The organism is Vulcanithermus mediatlanticus, assembly GCF_055385885.1.
The window spans coordinates 89,244-108,315 of the sequence record NZ_AP042384.1 but is presented as its reverse complement, the minus strand read 5'-3'; the positions used below and the strand labels follow the sequence as shown (position 1 = coordinate 108,315).

18 protein-coding genes are annotated in these 19,072 nt (G+C 63.8%); 15 read left to right on the top strand and 3 right to left on the bottom strand.

The genetic code is table 11. The annotated features are described in order from the left end of the window. Positions 1–326 precede the first annotated feature (326 nt). Positions 327–962: an organomercurial lyase MerB gene (merB, locus tag ACZ5BT_RS00520; RefSeq protein ID WP_464883608.1), complete on the bottom strand. Its 636-nt coding sequence runs from the start codon at positions 960–962 to the stop codon at positions 327–329. Positions 963–1,776: 814 nt separating this feature from the next. Continuing rightward, on the bottom strand, positions 1,777–3,441 hold the full coding sequence (locus ACZ5BT_RS00515; RefSeq protein WP_464883607.1) for a DUF6884 domain-containing protein: 1,665 nt from the start codon (positions 3,439–3,441) through the stop codon (positions 1,777–1,779). Between the two features lie 384 nt (positions 3,442–3,825). Here ACZ5BT_RS00515 and ACZ5BT_RS00510 point away from each other — a divergent pair, with 384 nt between their 5' ends. Then, positions 3,826–4,479 carry a 4-carboxy-4-hydroxy-2-oxoadipate aldolase/oxaloacetate decarboxylase gene (locus ACZ5BT_RS00510; RefSeq protein ID WP_464883606.1) on the top strand — a complete coding sequence of 218 codons (654 nt, stop codon included), beginning with the start codon at positions 3,826–3,828 and terminating at the stop codon, positions 4,477–4,479. 240 nt (positions 4,480–4,719) lie between these two features. Here ACZ5BT_RS00510 and ACZ5BT_RS00505 read toward each other — a convergent pair whose 3' ends face one another. Continuing rightward, the gene (locus tag ACZ5BT_RS00505; protein WP_464883605.1) at positions 4,720–5,844 is read right to left on the bottom strand and encodes a transposase; all 1,125 of its coding nucleotides are present in this window, start codon (positions 5,842–5,844) and stop codon (positions 4,720–4,722) included. Positions 5,845–6,252: 408 nt separating this feature from the next. Between ACZ5BT_RS00505 and ACZ5BT_RS00500 the strand changes: the two genes are divergently transcribed. The 14 genes from ACZ5BT_RS00500 to ACZ5BT_RS00435 all read left to right on the top strand — a co-directional run bounded on the left by ACZ5BT_RS00500 (position 6,253) and on the right by ACZ5BT_RS00435 (position 19,012). Then, complete coding sequence (locus ACZ5BT_RS00500; RefSeq protein WP_464883604.1) at positions 6,253–6,495, top strand: AbrB/MazE/SpoVT family DNA-binding domain-containing protein; 243 nt, start codon at positions 6,253–6,255, stop codon at positions 6,493–6,495. Between the two features lie 6 nt (positions 6,496–6,501). Then, positions 6,502–6,930, top strand: coding sequence for a PIN domain-containing protein (locus ACZ5BT_RS00495; protein ID WP_464883603.1), 429 nt, complete (start codon positions 6,502–6,504; stop codon positions 6,928–6,930). A 464-nt stretch (positions 6,931–7,394) separates the two neighbouring features. Continuing rightward, complete coding sequence (locus tag ACZ5BT_RS00490; RefSeq protein WP_464883602.1) at positions 7,395–8,486, top strand: LacI family DNA-binding transcriptional regulator; 1,092 nt, start codon at positions 7,395–7,397, stop codon at positions 8,484–8,486. Next, complete coding sequence (locus ACZ5BT_RS00485) at positions 8,449–9,105, top strand: transaldolase family protein (RefSeq protein ID WP_464883601.1); 657 nt, start codon at positions 8,449–8,451, stop codon at positions 9,103–9,105. Before ACZ5BT_RS00490 ends, ACZ5BT_RS00485 begins: the two co-directional genes overlap by 38 nt. After that, positions 9,102–10,031: a carbohydrate kinase family protein gene (locus tag ACZ5BT_RS00480; protein ID WP_464883600.1), complete on the top strand. Its 930-nt coding sequence runs from the start codon at positions 9,102–9,104 to the stop codon at positions 10,029–10,031. The genes ACZ5BT_RS00485 and ACZ5BT_RS00480 overlap by 4 nt, the downstream gene beginning before the upstream one ends. 79 nt (positions 10,032–10,110) lie before the next feature. Further along, positions 10,111–11,604, top strand: coding sequence for an ABC transporter substrate-binding protein (locus ACZ5BT_RS00475; RefSeq protein WP_464883599.1), 1,494 nt, complete (start codon positions 10,111–10,113; stop codon positions 11,602–11,604). 43 nt (positions 11,605–11,647) lie between these two features. Beyond that, positions 11,648–12,778 (top strand): carbohydrate ABC transporter permease, encoded by a 1,131-nt coding sequence (locus ACZ5BT_RS00470; RefSeq protein WP_464883598.1) that lies wholly within the window; start codon positions 11,648–11,650, stop codon positions 12,776–12,778. A gap of 36 nt (positions 12,779–12,814) precedes the next feature. Beyond that, entirely contained in the window at positions 12,815–13,795 is a 981-nt protein-coding gene (locus tag ACZ5BT_RS00465; RefSeq protein ID WP_464883597.1) for a carbohydrate ABC transporter permease, read from the top strand. Between the two features lie 8 nt (positions 13,796–13,803). Continuing rightward, positions 13,804–14,127 carry an L-rhamnose mutarotase gene (locus ACZ5BT_RS00460; protein ID WP_464883596.1) on the top strand — a complete coding sequence of 108 codons (324 nt, stop codon included), beginning with the start codon at positions 13,804–13,806 and terminating at the stop codon, positions 14,125–14,127. A 3-nt stretch (positions 14,128–14,130) separates the two neighbouring features. Continuing rightward, a complete protein-coding gene (locus ACZ5BT_RS00455; protein ID WP_464883595.1) occupies positions 14,131–15,438 on the top strand; it encodes an L-fuconate dehydratase in 1,308 nt (435 codons plus the stop codon). Continuing rightward, a complete protein-coding gene (locus tag ACZ5BT_RS00450; protein WP_464883594.1) occupies positions 15,431–16,456 on the top strand; it encodes an aldo/keto reductase in 1,026 nt (341 codons plus the stop codon). The genes ACZ5BT_RS00455 and ACZ5BT_RS00450 overlap by 8 nt, the downstream gene beginning before the upstream one ends. A gap of 5 nt (positions 16,457–16,461) precedes the next feature. Beyond that, positions 16,462–17,205 carry an SDR family oxidoreductase gene (locus ACZ5BT_RS00445; RefSeq protein WP_464883593.1) on the top strand — a complete coding sequence of 248 codons (744 nt, stop codon included), beginning with the start codon at positions 16,462–16,464 and terminating at the stop codon, positions 17,203–17,205. A gap of 77 nt (positions 17,206–17,282) precedes the next feature. After that, positions 17,283–18,131: a fumarylacetoacetate hydrolase family protein gene (locus ACZ5BT_RS00440; protein ID WP_464883592.1), complete on the top strand. Its 849-nt coding sequence runs from the start codon at positions 17,283–17,285 to the stop codon at positions 18,129–18,131. 11 nt (positions 18,132–18,142) lie between these two features. Then, positions 18,143–19,012 carry an amidohydrolase family protein gene (locus ACZ5BT_RS00435; RefSeq protein WP_464883755.1) on the top strand — a complete coding sequence of 290 codons (870 nt, stop codon included), beginning with the start codon at positions 18,143–18,145 and terminating at the stop codon, positions 19,010–19,012. The last annotated feature ends 60 nt before the right edge of the window (positions 19,013–19,072 follow it).

The following is a 19,072-nucleotide window of genomic DNA, read 5'->3' as shown; positions in this document are numbered from 1 at the left end:
TGCTCCATAGCAGGTGTGCACCACCTTTATACGCCAAGAGGTTTACACCTGACAACCCATCCGCACCGGATCCGGGCGCCGCGCGGCCGGGGCACGGGCCGGAAAGGCGATCGAGGCTGGGACAGGAGGGCCCCCGGTGTGTTACCGCCGCCAGAGCGGGCCCGGTCCGGGCTAGCCAAGCCCCGCCCGAGGCCTCCGGGTCCCGGGGCCACCTGTAGGGCACAAGTAAGGCGCCGCGAAAGCTTTCCCGCGAACGTCTGAGGCGCCTGCCCAACCGGGAAAGTGGTGGGCCTCCGGGCTTTAACCCTTGGAGCTTTCGATGAGTCTCAGGAGGTGCCGGAAAGGAAGCGCCTCGCCAGCATGCGCCCCAGGGCGTGCGCCTCGGTCACGGAGATGATGACGGCCGCGGGATGGTTCGCAAGCCAGGCGTCCGCCGCTTCGGGCGAACGGAAAAAGTGAACGTACTGGCAGAATGCGCCCCTCACGTCGTCCACGGTCTCGGGCGTCACGATGGACACTACCGCGCTGGCTGGCTCTATCTTTTCCACGGCATCCGGGCTCACCTTCACCCTGACCACGTCTCCGCTGACCGGACATGGCGACTCGATGCGAACCGAGGCCCCGATCAGGAAGGGGAAAAGCAAGGCGTCCAGGGCGCACCAGGTGTAGAGCGTGCGACCTCCCACCTCGAACCGATGGGGCGTCGGGCGGAGCGTCAGCCCCATTCCAACGAGGTTGCCCTGCCCATCGAGTTCGGCGTTGGGCAGCTCCTGCAAAAGGCGCGCCGCCTGGTCCCGCGACGTTCCGAGCGCTGCCGCGATCTGCTCGGGTGTCACGGGTTCTCCCTTCGCCAGCAACAACAGAAGCTGCCTGAAGACCCCGGGAAACCCCTCCGGACCCAGTCCCGCGACGAGCAGGTTGTCCAGTTTGACAGAAAGTTCGTGAAGGCTGGTCACGGCCATAATCGCGCCCTCCCTGATGCGACCTCGGCACAGTATATCGGCCGGCGCGCCCGGGGGCCGGGAGCCGACCGCTCGGAGTTGCCCGGCGTCTCCCCTAAGACCTTGGCAAAAGAGGGATCCAAACCGACCCTGTTTCATCCAGGGGAAAACCCCGGTCGAGGAGGTGGATGATGCAGGGATCTATGATCCGGTGGGCGCCGTTGCGCGCGGCGGGCACGATGTCTTTGTCCAGAAGCTGCAAGGAAGTCATCTTGCACCGCGCTCCCAAACCGAGAGTACGTAGTGAAGAACAAGTACGTAGTGAAGAACAGCCAACGGAGTTCGCCAAGCGGATCAACTTAGCGGATTGGTGGAGGTTCGAAACACAGTGAAGTCTGCGGGACTTGACTGGGCTTTCTAGGTGTAACCTCCCAACACGTTGTTCACTGAAGCCCCCATACTCTGTGGTGCTTGTGGTTGCTGGCATGAGGGAATGGGTTGCTCCTCGAATAATCTGGGCACATGTTTGGTCGTAGAGCAGTAGCGACGGGGGGTGTTCATGAGCAAGGGGCCGGTAAAACGTTGGTCGGCGGTGTAGAAGCAGGAAATGGTCTTGCCCCCTGTGGGTATCACAGATCTGGCGCAATGCCGCGAGACGAAAAGCAGGTGACGCCTGACCTGGGAGTGGGCTCGCCAGCGCTTCCCGAACGCGCGGCATTCCTTCCCGCCGACCTACGCCACCCAGTGATCCTCTGGTCAGCGATTCTTCATCGCCCTCGGTCGGTGGCCGGGGACCAGTGAGGGCGCCGGCCCGGAGTGGGGGAGTTCACGTTCTCTATCGACACCACAGGCACGCGAGGGATACGGGAGATTTCTTTCCCCAGCTCTCGCAGAACGAGCATCCCCACTTCCCCAGGAACCAGAGCGCTGGATCAATGGCGGCGCTGGTACCCGCCACCGCGCGAGGCCCGACCGCGCAGCGATCCCAGCGGCGCCATGCGTTTTGGATCCGGAGGCGAAGTTGCTTGCCTCCTCCGTCGGTGTGGTCGATAACCCCCAGTTTCTCGCTCGCCCTTCGCACATGAACGTCGACCGCGACGGGCACCTCACGGAGTCCGTCAATTTGCGCACCTCCCGGGGCAACCAGCAACCGTACCCACATCGCCGAAAGCTTGGGGCCACGGAGGAGCGGAAACCAGGGTCGGCCGGCGTCGTCCGTAGACCGGACGTCGCGCAGTAAAGCACTCGCGTGGCCGCGCCCCTCTCGAACGGCTTCCTGGATGGAATGGGGCGCCTCGGGGGCAATGAGGGCCTGGGCGATCCGGTACCAGGCCCTGGTGTCCACATCGTGGCGCTGGCTTACCCCGGATTCAACGAGAATATGCCAGAGCTCTTCCACTCCCCGCCGGAGCACCTCTCTCGGCTCAAACACCCAGGGCTCTTTCTCATACAGATCGCCGGCAAGGGACCAGAGCCGGTCAGCGTCACGGGCCCGGTCCATTGCCGCCACCAGGGTAAGAAATACTCGGAGGCGATCGTCACCGCTCCATAGAGCCTGAAGTCGCTTCGCAACGACAAACTCCGGCATGGCTTCCCAGCCTGCCCTGGGCGCTCCCTTGCGGGCACTCAGGTCAAACCGCCCGTCGGTAAAATCCCGCGTCAAGTTCAGGACAAGAGGCCCAGCCCCGCATCTGTCGGTCGTTCCGCTCTGACTTTCGGCAAGGCAGTCGTAAAACGCTAGCTGTTTGCCCAGAGGCAGCCCCCGGGTCGGTACGCGAACCACTGCGCCCCGCTTGCCGAGTGCCTCTTTGAGGCCGTTGCCGAAGTATTCCTGGCCTGCGTGGATCTCGATGACCTTTCCATTAAGCGAACCCGCTTTCTGCTCCAGATCGCGGAAAACCTTCTCACTCCACGCTCGCCGTTCGTGGGCGGGAAGGTCTTTCAACGATAGGTCATATGAGTCAATCACCTGATCTGGTTCGACGAGGCCGTACTTGGCTGAGAGGATATACCAGGGCGCTGCCAGGGACTCGGCATATGCCCGACGTCGTTTGAAGAGCTGTGAAGCGTAGAGTTCGCGAGCCAGGTGGCGGCCAGCGCGTTTTTCTTTGACGCAGCCGATCAGAATTAAGTCAGGGCGGTATGCCGAACTCGCCGTTGGGGGATGTACGGATCCGACGCTGTCCCTAGAGCTCATAGCCGTTTTTAAGCGCCTTCTCGGAACCCTAGCTTTGGCTGGAGGACGATCCCGCGGAACCAGTGCGCCGGGAACTCGCCTGAATGACACTATGCCGCGCTTACTTTGCAGGCTGGCCTCCCATCCGGCCTGTTTGAGCATCCATCCGACGTAGTTCCCGGTCGACCAGAAGGCAGGATATTTACGGCCACTCTTCGGGAGCTCAGCCCCTAAGATGCTCTCAATTTCGTCAAACGAGAGCTCGAGCCGATCATCAGCATGTGCCTGAAGCCACCCAGCTAGGGCATCGTACTTGCTTGCCACTATGTGCCCAGCATAGGGGCTCCAAGGCCTATGCACGACTCGCGAATGGCGTCCGATTTGAGGTGATGCTTTCAGACCTGGTTATGCAGATTCCCCATTTGTGGGTAGCCGGAAAGGGCGAAGCGGATAAGATCTGCGGTGCGTTTCTCTCACTTCTTCCTGATATCTGCCTTTAGGCCCAGCAGCTGCGACTGCCCACGTATCGCAGGCGCGTGCGCCAATTGTGGACAGCCGCTTCGGATTCGATCCTCGGTCATCCGCTGCCCGTTGGCGGCAAATCTCCGCAGCTCCTGGCGTCAAGACTATCCCGGCTAGGTGATGCACCGGCAGATCCCCATGATGCCGCTCCGTGCTGTTCGGCCCGGGTCAGCCTTAGACTCGGTGATGATGCTCACAGACGCAGAGGTGCGCTTGCTGGCAAGGCTCGGGAGCTCAACGGTCTACGAGGCTGCGGGTCGTACGGGATTGATCCCTGTGCGCTACCAGCAGCTGGTCGCGGGCGCGCGAGTCGCGGGCCCAGCCTACCCCGTGCTCTGCGCCCAGGGCGATAACCTGGGCGCGCACGCGGCAATGGAGCTCCTCCGGCCCGGGGAGATCCTGCTCCTCGCCATGCCCCGGCCCGAGCCTGTGGCGCTAATCGGCGAACTGCTTGCCCTCCAGGCGCGGGCAAGGGGCGCGGCGGGGGTGCTGGTGGACGGAGCGATTCGCGACGTCAGTGAGCTTGCGGCGCTCAAGCTTCCGATCTGGGCGCGCTATGTCAGCCCGAAGGGCGCGAAGAAGGAGGCTGTGCTCGGCTTGGGGGTGCCGGTCGAGGTCGAGGGCGTAGCTGTGCACCCCGGCGACTACCTGGTCATGGATGGGGACGGCGTGGTGGTCGTGCCGGCGGGCCGGGCGCACGAGGTGCTCCAAAAGGCCCTGTCCCGCGCCGAGGCCGAGGAGGCGTTGCGAGCGCGGATCGCCCGCGGGGAGCTTACCCTCGACGCCTTCGGCCTCAGGGAGAGGGCGGCCGATGCGCTTGCGGCGGCACGGAGGCTTTAACTCCACCCCCTGTGGATGCTTTCTTTGGAGAAGTCGCCGGAGGCGGACTCCTGCTCGACCAGGGAAAGGCTTATTCCAACAACCTCCTCTAAATAGTCACGGTTTTCGCTAAGCCAGGAGGAGAAACCACGCGCCTCGTGCCTCCAGAGGTCGCGGAAGGGGACGGGGCTGAGGCGAGATATGGCTATTCCACCGACACTCACGGGCGTGCGTTTCTCTGAGATCTTGCACCTTTCCACCTCATGCATATTCCAGGCCCAATTCCATCGCCTCGGGCCCCACTCCTAACTCCCGGAGCATGCGCCTCAACCGCTCCCGCTCGATCAAGAGCTCCACGTTAAGGAGGGGCAGAAGCAGGAGTACGGCCGCCATCTCGGCCCGCCTACCCCAGTCGGGGGCTTCACCGGTAGGGGGAAGGGGTTCCATCAGCTGGCTCAGGAGGAAGGCCAGGAAGCTAAGGAGCAGGAAGCGGTACACGCCCACAGGGCTCTTCTGCCCGAACCGCCCCAGCCCAAACCGCTGCTTCATGACCTTAAAGAAGGCTTCGATCTTCCAGCGACGCCGGCCCCAACGAACCAAGGCAGGTGGTTTCATGGGCTCGGTACTGATCACGAAGCGCTTCTCTACCTTCCCCTCCGGGCGCCGCAGGTAAAAGCTCGCCGCCCACACCGGGAAGGGAAGGCCCTGAAGCCAGAGGGCACGCCCCTGGCGCCGGGGCTCCAGGTGCTCAAGCTTCCCCCAGGGAAGCCAAGCCCGGTCCTTCCTCATGCCCACGACAGCATCAAGCCCCATGGTTTTGATCCCCTTGAGGAACGCTGCCGAGGCAAAGGCGGAATCGGCCAGCACCAAAGGACGATAGACGTAGAACCAGGCGGGAACTTGCTCAAGAAGGCGGAGTCCGAGCTTGGCCGGCGAGGGCGAGCCCTTTCCCCGCCAGCGGGTAAAGCCAAAGGGCAAGCGGAGGGAGCCGTAGACCAAGAGCAGCACCACCAGGTGCACCCCGTGGGTTCCGTGAAAGACCTGGAGCCAACGGCCAAGCTCGGGGAAGCTTCCCGCCTTCTCCAGGCTGGTGAGGTCCAGGATCAAAAGGAGCCTCGGCTTCCTTCCCCTTCGAGCGGCGGCGAAGCGGGCTAGGGCCTCGAAGCCGCCCTCCCTCAAAAGCCTCGCAAGCTTCCAGGTGGGCCAGTCGCCGTGGTTTAGGAAGCGAGACAGGGCCGAGGAGGAGCAGGTTTGGCTTCGCTGGGGCAGGGGTCTGCCTTCGCCCTTCAGGAAGAGCCGTAGCAGGGCTTCGAAGTTCCTTCGTTGATGGACGGTGGTAAAGATCGCGCGCAGGCGCCAGAATAAAGCCTGGGCGTGGGTCTTCATCCTAGCCCTTTATGAAGGGCGTTCCCACGCCCTTTTCAAGGGGCTGTATAAGTGCAAGATCTCAGGCACCCACCACAGCCCTTCTTCTGAGCAGTGCGAGAGGCGCTGCTAGGTTTACTGTGCCTGAGTCTGTAGCCACAGTGGGGGCAGCTTCTGCCGTATCACTGATCCCCTTGCCGCACTCCGGGCACTGAATTAAAGCCATGTTTGGATTTTAGCGGGCCCCTTTACGGGCGTTAACCTTGCGGTTGCTCGGATTAATCCGCGCGACAAAATCTGCTCGGTTTATGCAGAAAGCAACAGGCGCTATGCATCGAGCGAGTGAAGAGGGTGGAGGGAAGGTTGTTCTCGAGGCTGTGCCCGGAATAATGGGAGTAAAGAAACAGGGATGCCTGGTAACATGAAAGTATGGAACTCGTAAAGCTGAGCCGTAAGGGACAGATTTCCATCCCCCGGCGCATTCTTCGATCTTTGGGTATTGAGGGAGAGGGCTACTTCGTTGTGGAGCTCTCTGCCGACGGGGCGATCGTACTCCGTCCCGCGGGGATCTACCCCCTGGAGATGTATTCCGAGTCGCGCGTTCGGGAGATCTTGAGCGAGGATACGCTCACCGAAGAGGAGCGGGCCCGGCTGCGGGCACTGCAGGAGTAAACGGCGGTGCGGCTTTTCCTGGACGCGAATGTCCTCTTCGCCGCAGCTTGGCAGGAAGGCCGAGCCCGTTCGCTTTTTACGCTGGCCGCCAAGGCCGGTTGCTCCCTTATAACCTCCCCTCACGCGCTGGAAGAGGCCCGGCGCAACCTTGAGGCCAAGCGACCGGAAGTACTGGCCTACCTGGAGGAGCTCCTGGAGGGTGTCACGGTGGTACCCGAAGCCTCTCCTGGCCTCGTACAGCGGGCTCTGGGCCAGGGTCTGCCCCTAAAGGATGCGCCGATCCTGGCGGCGGCATGGGAGCGTGGGGCCGAGCTTTTGGCGACAGGTGACCGCCGCCATTTCGGCCGCCTGATGGGCCGGGAGGTGGAAGGGGTTCGCGTCGTATCCTTAAAGGAAGCCTTGGCCGTTTTGCTGGACCGGGCCGAAGGGGGTTAGCCTCGGCGGGTGGCGGAAATTCTAGCGCCTGAACCGCGGCGTAAGGAGATTGCGCGCTTAGTGCTTTAAAAAACGCGTGGTCATCCCTCTGCTGAGAGGGAGCGCGACCTTGCGCCTTCGATGACTGAACAAACGTGACCTTCGTCCAGCGAGCACCGGGGCCGCAGCTACCCTGAGCAAGGATGATTGCAAGCGAGAAGCCGGCAGTTTACCGGGCGCCGGGGATGATCTCAATGCCGTCTTCGCATGTTCAGAATTCCGGGACGGCATGACGTCCATCGGGAAGGGGCAGGTTAAGGCGGCGCCGGGTGATCGTCGAGCGGCTAAGCCATCTGGCGTGCCTGGTGGTGGCCGGGGTTGACGGCCGCCCGGGAATGCATGTATACTCGCTGCAATCGATTGCAGCAAACGTTTGCAGGGCGAGGAACCCATCGAGCGTCCAGCGTATACGTGCAGAAAGGGCAATGGTGGCGAAGAAGGATAGGCCCATTACCATCAACCAGAAGGACGTTGCCAGACTGGCCGGAGTGTCGACCTCCACCGTGTCCCGTGCCCTTGCGCGGCCTGAGATGGTGAGCCCGGAGACCCGGAAGCGCGTTCTGGAAGCCGCCAGGGCCCTTGGTTATTCACCCAACCAGCTGGCCCGCAGCCTGCGGAAGCGGGGGTCGAGGACGCTGGGTCTCATCGTGTCCGATATCCTGGTTCCCTTCCACGCCCAGGTGGCCAAGGGCGTTGAGGATGTGGCGAGCCAGTTCGGCTTCGCCACCATTCTCTGTAACACCGGTGAGGATCCGGAGGAAGAGGCCCGTTACCTCGAGGTCCTGCGCGGGTTCCAGGTGCAGGGCGTCATCATCGAGCCCACGCGGGACGCCGCGGCGAGGATCGAGGCGTTTATTAAAAGCAGCGGCATTCAGGTGGTTGAACTCGACCGTATCAGCGGGGCCAGGGGGGTGACTTCGGTTCTTTCAGACAACATGGCCGGAGCGGCGTCCGCCGCTGAACACCTTCTCGATCTGGGCCACAGGTCGTTCGCCGTTATTGCCGGGGATACCAGCATCACCAGCGGACACGAGCGGTTGGCCGGTTTCCAAAAGGCATTGCAGAGGCGGGGGGTAGAGCTCGACCCCCGCTGGATCCTCACCTGCCCCAACACCCCGGATGGCGGTTACGCCGCGGCCCGGAAGCTGTTCTCCCGTGCGCCCTTCCCTTCCGCTCTTTTCGTGCAGAACGCGCAGATGATGAGCGGCGTTCTGCGGGCCGCTCGCGAGGTCGGGGTCAGGATCCCCGACGAGCTTTCCGTCGTCTGCTTCGACGACACGGAGTGGACGGCGCTCGTCCACCCGCCACTGACGGTGGTTGCCCAGCAGGCCTACGAGCTCGGGCGGACCGCGGCGAGGATCATCGTCGAATCCATGGAGAGGGGGGCTTCGCGACGCAAGGCCCGAACCGTACGCCTCGAGACCCGGCTCATCGTGCGCGAATCGTCCCGCCCCCTTGCCGGAGGAGGGAGGGTTCCGGATGGTTCGGCTGTACCTGGACACGGCCCTCCGGCGTGAGGCCGAGGAGCTCTTTGCGACCGGCGCCTTCTACGGGCTCACCACCAATCCCCTGCTCCTCAAGCAAGCTGGACTGAAGACCCACGACCTTCCCGAGCTGTACGACTGGGCCACCCGGCTGGGTGCCAGGGAGGTCTTCTTCCAGGCCTCAGGTGGGTCTGTGAGCCAGCTCATCGGCAGGGCCCGCAGGCTCAGCAAGATTGGCGAGCACGTTGTGGTCAAGATCCCCTTCAGCGCTGAAGGGTGCGCCGTAGCCGCCCGGCTCGTCAGCGAGGGCCGCCGGGTGCTCCTGACCGCCATCGCCGCCCCCCACCAGGCGGTCGTCGCGGCGGCGCTAGGCGTCGACTACGTTGCCCCTTACCTCGGACGGCTCAACGACGCCGGGCGGCCGGGACACGACGAGATCGTCGCGATGGCGCGGGCATTGAGAGGGACGGGGAGCAAGACGCGGCTGCTGGTGGCGAGCGTGCGGTCGCCCGGCGATATCGTTGCCCTTGCCCGGCACGGGATCACCGCTTTCACCCTGGCGCCCGGGGTGGCCCGCCAGCTCTTCGAAGACCCGCTCACCGAGTCCTGGGTGCGGTCGTTCGAGGAGATCTCTGCGGAGGTTGAAGGATGATCGTCGTTGCCGGGGAGGCGCTGGTGGATTTCACCCCGGCAGACTGCCGGGGGCATCCCGGGTATCTCCCGCATCCCGGGGGATCGCCGTACAACGTTGCCATTGGCTTGGGGCGGCTCGAGGTGCCCGTTGCGTTTTTGGGGCGAATCTCGCGAGACCCCTTCGGTGAACTCCTGCTGGGCCACCTGGAGGCCAGCGGCGTCGATTGCACATACCTGACCAGAGGGGATGAGCCCACGACCCTTGCGTTTGCGCACCCGCGCGAGGAAGAGGTCGAGTACGCCTTCTACAACGAGGGCACCGCCGATCGCCTGTTCGGCGTCGGAGACCTTCCCGAATCCCTCCCGGAGGGCGCGGCGCTCCATGTGGGGTCGATCGCCCTGGTTGCCGAGCCCGTGGCCTCGACGCTCGAGGCGCTCGTCCGCCGGGAATCGGGTCGGCGCCTGCTGTCCCTGGACCCCAATGTGCGGCCGGCGCTCATTCCCGACCGCGACCGTTATCAGGACCGGCTTCGCTCGCTCGTTGCGATGGCCGACCTGGTCAAGGTGAGCCGGGCGGATCTCTTGTGGCTCTACCCGGAGAGCGATCCGGTGGATGCTGCCGTTGAATGGCTCTCGCTCGGTCCTGCCACCGTGATCGTCACCATGGGTGCCCGGGGAGCCCTGGCGATAACGCGTAAGGGCGTCCGATCCGCGGCCGCGCCCAGCGTTTCCGTTGTTGACACCGTGGGAGCGGGCGACGCCTTTACTTCGGGCGTTCTGGCCTGGCTCTGGCGTCGCGGGTCCCTCAGCCGGGGGGGCCTTGAGTCCCTCGACGGGGAGCTCGAGGCCATGCTCGCGTTCGCCAACCACGTGGCCGCCATCTCGTGTACACGAGCCGGTGCGAACCCACCTTGGCGGAGGGAGGTGAAAGAACTCGAAACGTGAGTTTGGCGTACAGGGCAAAAAGGTGGCTTGAGTCGGATAGGAAAGCAGGAGCAGATCGAGACACAGGGAGGGACGAGCCATGAGGTTGAAACCCATGCGCAAGTTCGCCTCAGTACTGGCAATCGGCGCCGTGGTGGCGCTCGGCGGGCTGGTGTCCGCCCAAACCCAGAGCCAGCGTTTTGACGGGGTCCAGATCAACGTCCTCACGTTTACCGGGCCGCAGATCGCAGAGCCCTTGCGTCGGCGGGGCAAGGAATTCGAACAGATGACCGGGGCTAAGGTCAACGTCGTCGTCGTGCCGTTTAGCGATCTCTACCAACAAATCCTCACCGACGCGGTGACGGGGACCAATAGCTACGACGCCTGGGTGTTCGCCCCGCAGTGGATGGCTGACTTCGTGCCGGCCGGGATCATGGAAGACCTCACCCCGCGGGTGAAGGCTGACAAGCAGATCCAGTGGGACGATATCGCACCCTTCTTCCGTAACTTCAGCGCCACCTACGGCGGGAAAATCTACACCATCCCGCTCGATGGCGACTTCCAGATGGTCTATTACCGCACCGACGTTCTCAAGAGCCTGGGAATGGCTCCGCCCAAGACCTGGGACGATTACCTGGCGATCGCCAAGGCTGCGTATGGAAGGGACTGGTACGGTGACGGGAAGCCGGATTACGGCAGCTGCATCGCCAAGAAACGCAACGCGCAGTCGTTCTGGATGTTCTGGTCCATCTTCGGCGGATTCGTGCAGTCCAAGGGCACGCAGCAGGGTTCGTTCTTCGACCTCGATACCATGAAGCCGCTGGTCAAGAACGAGGCCTTCGCCGAGGCCCTGCGCATTTACAAGGAGACCACGCGCTACGGACCGCCAGATGAGCTCAACCTTGACGTTGGCGACACGCGAGGCCTCTTCGTAAGCGGTCGCTGCGCGCTTTCGGTCGACTGGGGGGACATCGGCACGCTGGCCGTCGACCCGGAGACCTCCAAGGTCAAGGGCAAGGTCGGCGCCGTGATCCTGCCCGGGAGCCCCCGGGTGCTTGATCGCAGCACCGGCAAGCTCGTGCCCTGCACGGCCGATCGCTGCCCCTACGCCGAGGACGGCATCAACCACGCGCCGTACGCTGCCTTCGGTGGTTGGTCTGGTGGGATCAACGTGAACGCCAAGCCGCGGGTCAAGGAGGCCGCCTACGCGCTGTTCTCGTACATGTCGAGCCCGCCCATTTCCGGAAAGGACGTCACCATCGGGATTACGGGCTTTAACCCATACCGCATCTCCCACTTCAAGAACCTCGACATCTGGCTTAAAGCCGGCTTCAGCGAAGCGGCGGCCAGGAACTATCTGGGGGCCATCGAGGAGAGCCTGAACAGCCCCAACATGATCCTCGACCTGCGGATTCCAAAAGCGCAGCAGTACCAGCAGGTGGTGCTCGACAAGGCGCTCTCGGAGTTCCTGGCCGGGCAGATTACCGCGCAGCAAGCCATGGATCAGATCTACAGAGGCTGGGAGGAAATCACCAACACCGAGGGCCGGGAAGCGCAGAAGCAGGCTTACCACGCGAGCTTGAGCATCCGCTAGTGACCGGGCGGGGGCAGAGCCCCCGCCCCAAACGGGAAATCGCATGAACGCCAAGGACGTCAAGCGAAGCACGCCGGAGACAAAACCCGGTTTCCCCCAGCGCCTGTCGCTGTGGCTTGAGAAACAGGCCGCGTCGGTCTTCCTGCTTCCCGCGGTCCTGGTCATCCTCAGCTTTTCGATCTTCCCCCTGATTGGCTCCCTCTACATCTCCCTGAGCCGCTTGCAGTTCCGCGCTGGGAAGACGACCCTGCCGTTTGTCGGCCTCGCCAATTACAAGAAGCTGCTCTTCGGCAGCGAGCAGACCCACTTTCTGGGGATAGGCGGCAGCGCCCCCTGGGTATGGGCCGGCACGATCGCGCTGGCCCTGCTGATCGGGTGGGCCCTGTGGAGAACGCGAGCAGGGAAACGGATCCCGTCGCTCGTGATCATTGGCGCGCTACTCCTTGCCCTCGGCTGGCTGGCCTTTTCGCGCCTCGTGCCCGGCGGGCGGCTGGGCACGCTCCAGACCACGTTCTTCTACGTCTTCGTGGGAACGGCCTTGCAATACGTGCTGGGCCTTTGGCTTGCCCTTCTCTGCGCAGAACGGCTTCCCGGCATTCGCTTTTTCCGGGTGGTCTTCCTGCTCCCGCTCGCGATCACGCCGGTCGGCATCGGGTACATGTTCCGGATGCTCACCGACACCAGCAAGGGACCGCTGGAACCCATCTGGGCAGCTCTGGGCCTCACCAACTTCTCGTGGGTCAACTACGAGTGGGGGGCGCGGGTGGCGGTGCTGATCGGAGACACCTGGCAGTGGACCCCGTTCGCCTTCATCATCCTCCTCGCCGCCCTCCAGGGCATTCCGCAGGAACAGATCGAGGCTGCCGCCGTCGACGGCGCCACCCGCTGGCAGATCTTTCGCTACGTCGTCTTTCCCTACCTGCTCCCGGCGAGCGCGACCCTCGTCCTTATCCGGTTGATCGAAGGCTTCAAAATCGTTGACCTCCCCAACATCCTTACCAACGGCGGTCCCGGTACGGCAACCGAGTCGATCACCCTGCAGGCGTATTTTTCCTGGCGGACGCTCGACATCGGCACCGCGGCGGCCGTGGGGTTCTTGCTGCTGGTGCTGGTCTCGGTCATCAGTCTCCTTTACGCGATCTTCGTTCTTTCCCGAACCGGGGAGGGGGCATAACTTATGGGCGGGCGCTTTTCACTCAAGCTGTCGCCGTTGCAGATCCTCGTGATTTACGTTTCGCTGATTATCGCCGCGGTTTTTGTTCTCTTTCCCCTGTACTGGCTGGTCGTGACCTCGCTCAAGACGCCCATCGAGGTCTTCAACGGGCCCTTTTACCTTCCCTTCATCGATTACAAACCGAGCCTCCACGCCTGGAACTACGTCTTCACCGTTCTGTGGCCCGACCTCAAGCGGGCTTACGCGAACACGGCGACGGTGGCGCTGGCGAGCGCAGCGATCACGTTGTTGCTTGGCGCGTTTGCCGCGTACGGGCTGACCCGGTTCGAGTACCGTCCGCGCCTAGGGGCCATCGGCCTCTTCCTGGCGTGTCTCGTCCTGGGCGTTTTCGTTGCGATCTTCGGAGCCCCGCTGATCGTTTCGGTTGCGGTGCCGCTCGTTCTGTTTTTCCTGGGCCTGCAAACCATAGGCCGCCGCTTCCGTGCGGCCCTTAAAAACGAAGACGTCGCCTTTTGGATGATTTCGACCCGGATCCTGCCGCCGATCGTGGTGGTCATTCCCATCTACCTTTTCTTTCAGCAGCTCGGCTTGCTCGATACGCGCACGGCGCTGATCATCAGCTACACCGCGGTGAATCTTCCCATTGCGGTCTGGTTAATGCGGGACTACTTTATGGGCATCCCGCTCGAGCTTGAAGAGTCTGCCCAGGTTGACGGAGCGTCGCGTTACAGGATCTTCTTTTCGATCGTGCTCCCCCTGGCGATTCCGGGCTTCGTGGCCACGTTTTTGTTGATGCTGGTCTTTGCCTGGAACGAATACCTGCTGGCCCTTTTCCTTTCCAAGGCCAACGCACAAACCATGCCGCTCCTGGTCGCCGCCATGAACGGCACCCGGGGCACCGAGTGGTGGTACATGTCGGTGATCATCCTGGTCATGATCCTGCCGGTCATGCTGGCGGCGGTCATCCTGGAGCGCTACATCGAACACGGCCTTCTCGTCGGGGCCGTGAAGGGGTGAAGGAGGCCATGAGAAGAATCGGTATGGTCATCCGCGTCAAGCCTGAAAAATTTGAGGAATACAAACGCCTCCATGCCAACCCGTGGCCCGGTGTGCTGGAAACGCTGCGCCGGGCGAATATCCGGAACTACTCGATCTTTCACCACGCGGGCCTGCTCTTCGCCTACCTGGAGTACCACGGTGACGACTGGGAGGAGGATCAAAAGCGGATCGCTGCCGATCCCATTACGCAGGCCTGGTGGGAGCTGACCGACCCCTGCCAGGAACCGCTTCCCACCCGAAAGCCCGGCGAATGGTGGGCTGAAATGGAACAGATCTTCTTCATGGAGTAGAGCATGCGCATCGTCGAATCGGAAGTCCTCGACGTCCGCTTCCCCACCTCGCTCGAGCTCGACGGATCGGACGCCATGAACCCCGACCCCGACTACTCCGCCGCCTACGTCATCCTCAAAACCGACGGGGACCTCGAGGGCCACGGCCTCACCTTCACCATCGGGCGCGGCAACGAGCTGGTGGCCGACGCCGCCAGGCTGCTCGCGTCCCGGGTGGTGGGCCACGACCTTTCGACCTTCACCGCCGACATGGCCGCCTTCTGGCGCGGCCTCACCGGCGACAGCCAGCTCCGCTGGCTCGGCCCGGAAAAGGGGGTCATCCACCTGGCCACCGCCGCCGTCGTGAACGCGGTGTGGGACCTGTGGGCCAAGCGCGAGCAAAAGCCGCTGTGGAAGCTCCTCGCCGACATGAGCCCCGAGGAAGTGATCGGCTGCATCGACTTCCGCTACCTCACCGACGCCCTCACCCCGGCCGAGGCCGTCGAGATGCTCCGGCGCCTGGAGCCGACCAAAAAAGAGCGGGAGGCCCGCCTCCGGCGCGAGGGGTACCCCGCCTACACCACCAGCGCCGGCTGGCTCGGCTACCCCGACGAGAAGATCCGGACCCGCCTGCGAAAAGCCCTCGAGGCCGGCTTCCGCGCCTTCAAGCTCAAGGTGGGCCGCGACCTGGCGGACGACCTCCGGCGGCTGGCGCTGGCGCGAGAGATCATCGGGCCCGAGGGGGTGCTGATGGTGGACGCCAACCAGGTCTGGGAGGTCCCCGAGGCCATCCGCTGGAGCCGGGCCCTGCTCCCCTACCGCCCCTTGTGGATCGAGGAGCCCACCAGCCCCGACGACATCCTGGGGCACCGGGCCATCGCCCTTGCCCTCAGGGGGAGCGGCACCGGGGTGGCCACCGGCGAGCACGTCGCCAACCGCGTCATGTTCAAGCAGTACCTCCAGGCCGGGGCCATGGGGTTTTGCCAGCTCGACGCCTGCCGGCTGGGCGGGGTCAACGAGGTGCTGGCCGTCCTGCTGCTGGCGACGAAGTTCGGCGTCCCGGTGTGCCCGCACGCCGGCGGCGTGGGCCTTTCCGAATACGTCCAGCACCTCTCGATCTTCGACTACATCGCCGTTTCCGGATCGATGGAAGGGCGCTTCATCGAGTACGTCGACCACCTGCACGAGCACTTCCTCAACCCGGCACGGATCAAGGGTGGCAGGTACACCGTGCCCACCGCCCCCGGCTACAGCATCACCATGAAGGCATCGTCGCTCCGGACCTACGCCTACCCGGATGGAGAGTACTGGCGGGAGGTGCGGCATGCCTGAACCCACCGCCCGCGTACGCCTGGCCCGAACCGGGCTCGAGCTCACGCGGATGGGCTTCGGTGCCGCGGCCATCGCGGGCCTTTACGCCCCGGTATCGGAGGAGGTGGCGGCGGGCACCCTCAAGGCCGCCTGGTCCCTGGGTTTACGCTATTTCGATACCGCACCGCTCTACGGGCTCGGGCTTTCCGAGCAAAGGCTCGGGCGATTTCTCAAGACCAGGCAACCCGGAGAGTACGTCGTCTCCACCAAGGTTGGCAGGTTGCTGCGAAAGGGCGTCCCCCACCACCCCACCGAGTTCGACCCGGAGGGCAGGCCGTTCTTTCCGGTGGGGTCCGAGTTTGGCGTGGTTTTCGACTACAGCTATGACGGGTTCATGCGCTCTTTCGAGGAAAGTCTGGCGCGCCTGGGGATTCCGGGGGTGGACATCCTGTTCATTCACGATCCGGATGCTGGGGGGCGCAGCGTGCGGGAGGTTATGCGGGAAGGATACCGGGCCCTGGTCGACCTCAAAGAGCAGGGGCTCATCAAGGCCATCGGCGTCGGTATGAACGACGCGAGCTGGCTCGCAGAGTTCGCGCTCGAGGGCGATTTCGATGTGTTCCTGGTGGCCGGGCGCTATACCCTGCTCGACCAGTCGGCGCTTGAGGTGCTGCTTCCGCGCTGTGCTGAGCGGGGAATCGGCGTTGTCATCGGGGGTGTCTATAACTCCGGCATCCTGGCGGATCCGCGGCCGGGTGCTACCTACGACTACCTGCCGGCCCCGCGCGACATCCTGGATCGGGCGCAAAAGATCAGGGCCGTCGCTGACCGCTACGGGGTGCCGCTCAAAGCGGCGGCCATCCAGTTCCCCCTCGGGCATCCCGCGGTCGTCTCTGTTCTGAGCGGCGCCAGGACGCCGGATGAGCTTCGCGAGAACGCGGCGATGTTCCGCCGGCCCATACCGCAAGAGTTCTGGGCGGCGCTCGTTGCGCGCGGTCTTCTTCCGGAGAACGTTCCTGTTCCGAAGGCAGAGGGGTGAGAGCGATGGCCGGACGGCTTGAGGGAAAGGCGGTGCTTGTGACCGCGGCGGGTCAGGGGATCGGGCGCGCGATCGCCGAGCTCTTTTCCCGGGAGGGGGCCGATGTCCTGGCAACGGACCTGCGGCCCGAGCTTCTCGAGGGCTTGGGGTGCAAGACCGCAAAGCTTGACGTCACGGACAGGACTGCAGTCTTTGAGACGATCAATACGCTTGACCGGCTCGACGTCCTGGTCAACTGCGCAGGTTTTGTCCACCACGGCACCATCCTGGAATGCACCGACGATGACTGGGATTTCTCTTTTGACCTCAACGCTCGCTCGATGTTCTGGACCATGCAAGCGGCCATCCCCAAGATGCTGGCGCAGGGCGGTGGGTCGATCGTCAACATCTCCAGCGTGGCCTCCTCAATCAAGGGCGTGCCCAACCGCTTTGTATACGGAGCAACCAAAGCCGCGGTCATCGGCATGACCAAGGCGGTGGCGGCTGACTTCGTCGATCGCGGTATCCGCTGCAACGCCATCTGCCCGGGAACGATTGCAAGCCCCTCCTGGGAAGAGCGAGTGGAACGGCAGGCACGGGCCACGGGCAGGGATGTCGAAGAGGTGCGCCGTGAATTCATCGCCCGCCAGCCGATGGGCCGGGTCGGCACGCCGGAGGAGGTCGCGTACCTGGCCCTCTACCTCGCATCCGACGAGTCGGCCTTTTCCACCGGAGCCATCCACCTGATCGATGGGGGCTGGACCACCTAAATGCCCTGCCGACGTTCGCTTCGCGCCCTCGCGCCCTGGCAAGCTCGAAAGGTACAAGCCCGAACGAGGTGATCAGAATGAAGCTTGTTCGTTACGGAGAACCTGGCAAGGAAAGACCCGCGATCCTTGATGGGGAAGGAAGCTTACGCGATCTTTCCACCGTCATCGAGGACATCGGTCCCGATGCCCTGCTCCCGGAGACCCTCGCGCGGCTACGGAGTCTCGATCCTCGAACGCTGCCCCTGGTCGAGGGGCGTCCCCGCCTGGGTGCTTGTGTGACCGGGGTCGGGAAATTCATCGGCATCGGCCTCAACTACCGGGACCACGCACGGGAAACCGGGGCTCCAATGCCGGAAGAACCCGTCGTCTTCCTCAAGGCGACCAGCTCCATTTGCGGTCCCGACGACGACCTGATCATCCCCCGCGGCTCGCAAAAGACCGACTGGGAGGTCGAACTCGGAGTGGTCATAGGCCGGCCCGCGAAATATGTTCCGGCCGAGACCGCCCTCGATTACGTCGCCGGATATTGCGTCGTGAATGACGTGTCGGAGCGGGAACTCCAGCTTGAGCGCGGCGGGCTCTGGGACAAGGGCAAGGGTTTCGACACCTTCGGTCCCCTGGGCCCCTACCTGGTCACCGCCGACGAGGTGCCGGACCCGCAGGACCTCCATCTCTGGCTCGAGGTCGACGGGCGACGCTACCAGGACGGCACGACCGCGGACATGATCTTCGGGGTGGCCCAGCTGGTTAGTTACCTGTCGCACTGCTTCACCCTCTACCCGGGCGACATCATCACCACCGGCACACCGGCCGGTGTCGGCCTCGGTCAGAAACCATCCCCGGTCTTCCTGCGCCCGGGTCAGGTCGTCCGCCTCGGAATCGACGGTCTCGGGGTACAGACCCACCACACCGTCGCCGACGCGTAACGGGATCGGCCATGGTCATCGATGCCCACCAGCACTTCCTGTTCCCCAGCCGGATCCGGTATCCGTGGCTGGACGACCCATCGCTCGCCCCGATCCGCCGTGACTTCACCCCCGCCGACTTGCGGCCGCTCCTCCAGGAAGCTGGCGTCGACAAAGCCGTCCTTGTACAAACCCGATCGAGCCTCGAGGAAACCTACGAGTTCCTCGCGATCGCTGATCAGACGGACTTCGTCGCCGGGGTGGTCGGCTGGGTGGACCTGGCCGACCCGCACGTCGGCACCACCCTCGACGAGTTGCTGAGTTCGCCCAACGGCCGTTACCTGGTGGGAATCCGGCATCAGGTCCATGATGAACCGGACCCCGGCTGGCTGCTCCGGGACCCGGTACAGGCGGGCATTTCCGAGTTGGGCAAGCGGGGTTTGGTTTATGACTTCCTGACCCGGGTCCGCGAACTGCCAGCCTGCCTTGAAACCGCCCGCAATCACCCCGAGACCCGCTTCGTCGTTGACCACATCGCAAAACCCAACATCGCTGAAGGCCAGTGGGAGGCGTGGGAGGAACGGCTCGCCCCGCTCAGCGAGCTGCCCAATGTCTGGTGCAAGCTTTCCGGAATCGTGACCGAGGCTGACTGGCACGGTTGGACCGTTGCGCAGATCGCGCCTTACGTACGAAGGGTCCTCGAGCTCTTCGGTCCCGAACGCTGTCTTTTCGGGAGCGACTGGCCGGTCTGCAACCTGGCTGCTTCCTACGGCAGGGTTAAAGATGCGCTTGAGTCGATTCTTCTCAGCATCGATCCCGAGCTTTTCACGCCCGGCAGTAAGCAATGGGCCGGGATCTTTGGCCGTAACGCGGCGACGGTTTACCGTCTGGGGGAGACCTGATCGTCGGGTCTTGCGAATCCAGGCGAGCTGGCGGGGAATGCATCGGGTGACCGTCGAGGG

Bases quoted from the DNA above. Each gene is read 5' to 3' on its own strand.
- merB (WP_464883608.1), bottom strand. From the start codon at position 962: ATGGCCGTGACCAGCCTTCACGAACTTTCTGTCAAACTGGACAACCTG.
- ACZ5BT_RS00510 (WP_464883606.1), top strand. From the start codon at position 3,826: ATGATGCTCACAGACGCAGAGGTGCGCTTGCTGGCAAGGCTCGGGAGC.
- ACZ5BT_RS00505 (WP_464883605.1), bottom strand. From the start codon at position 5,844: ATGAAGACCCACGCCCAGGCTTTATTCTGGCGCCTGCGCGCGATCTTT.
- ACZ5BT_RS00500 (WP_464883604.1), top strand. From the start codon at position 6,253: ATGGAACTCGTAAAGCTGAGCCGTAAGGGACAGATTTCCATCCCCCGG.
- ACZ5BT_RS00490 (WP_464883602.1), top strand. From the start codon at position 7,395: ATGGTGGCGAAGAAGGATAGGCCCATTACCATCAACCAGAAGGACGTT.
- ACZ5BT_RS00485 (WP_464883601.1), top strand. From the start codon at position 8,449: ATGGTTCGGCTGTACCTGGACACGGCCCTCCGGCGTGAGGCCGAGGAG.
- ACZ5BT_RS00480 (WP_464883600.1), top strand. From the start codon at position 9,102: ATGATCGTCGTTGCCGGGGAGGCGCTGGTGGATTTCACCCCGGCAGAC.
- ACZ5BT_RS00475 (WP_464883599.1), top strand. From the start codon at position 10,111: ATGAGGTTGAAACCCATGCGCAAGTTCGCCTCAGTACTGGCAATCGGC.
- ACZ5BT_RS00470 (WP_464883598.1), top strand. From the start codon at position 11,648: ATGAACGCCAAGGACGTCAAGCGAAGCACGCCGGAGACAAAACCCGGT.
- ACZ5BT_RS00460 (WP_464883596.1), top strand. From the start codon at position 13,804: ATGAGAAGAATCGGTATGGTCATCCGCGTCAAGCCTGAAAAATTTGAG.
- ACZ5BT_RS00455 (WP_464883595.1), top strand. From the start codon at position 14,131: ATGCGCATCGTCGAATCGGAAGTCCTCGACGTCCGCTTCCCCACCTCG.
- ACZ5BT_RS00450 (WP_464883594.1), top strand. From the start codon at position 15,431: ATGCCTGAACCCACCGCCCGCGTACGCCTGGCCCGAACCGGGCTCGAG.
- ACZ5BT_RS00445 (WP_464883593.1), top strand. From the start codon at position 16,462: ATGGCCGGACGGCTTGAGGGAAAGGCGGTGCTTGTGACCGCGGCGGGT.
- ACZ5BT_RS00440 (WP_464883592.1), top strand. From the start codon at position 17,283: ATGAAGCTTGTTCGTTACGGAGAACCTGGCAAGGAAAGACCCGCGATC.
- ACZ5BT_RS00435 (WP_464883755.1), top strand. From the start codon at position 18,143: ATGGTCATCGATGCCCACCAGCACTTCCTGTTCCCCAGCCGGATCCGG.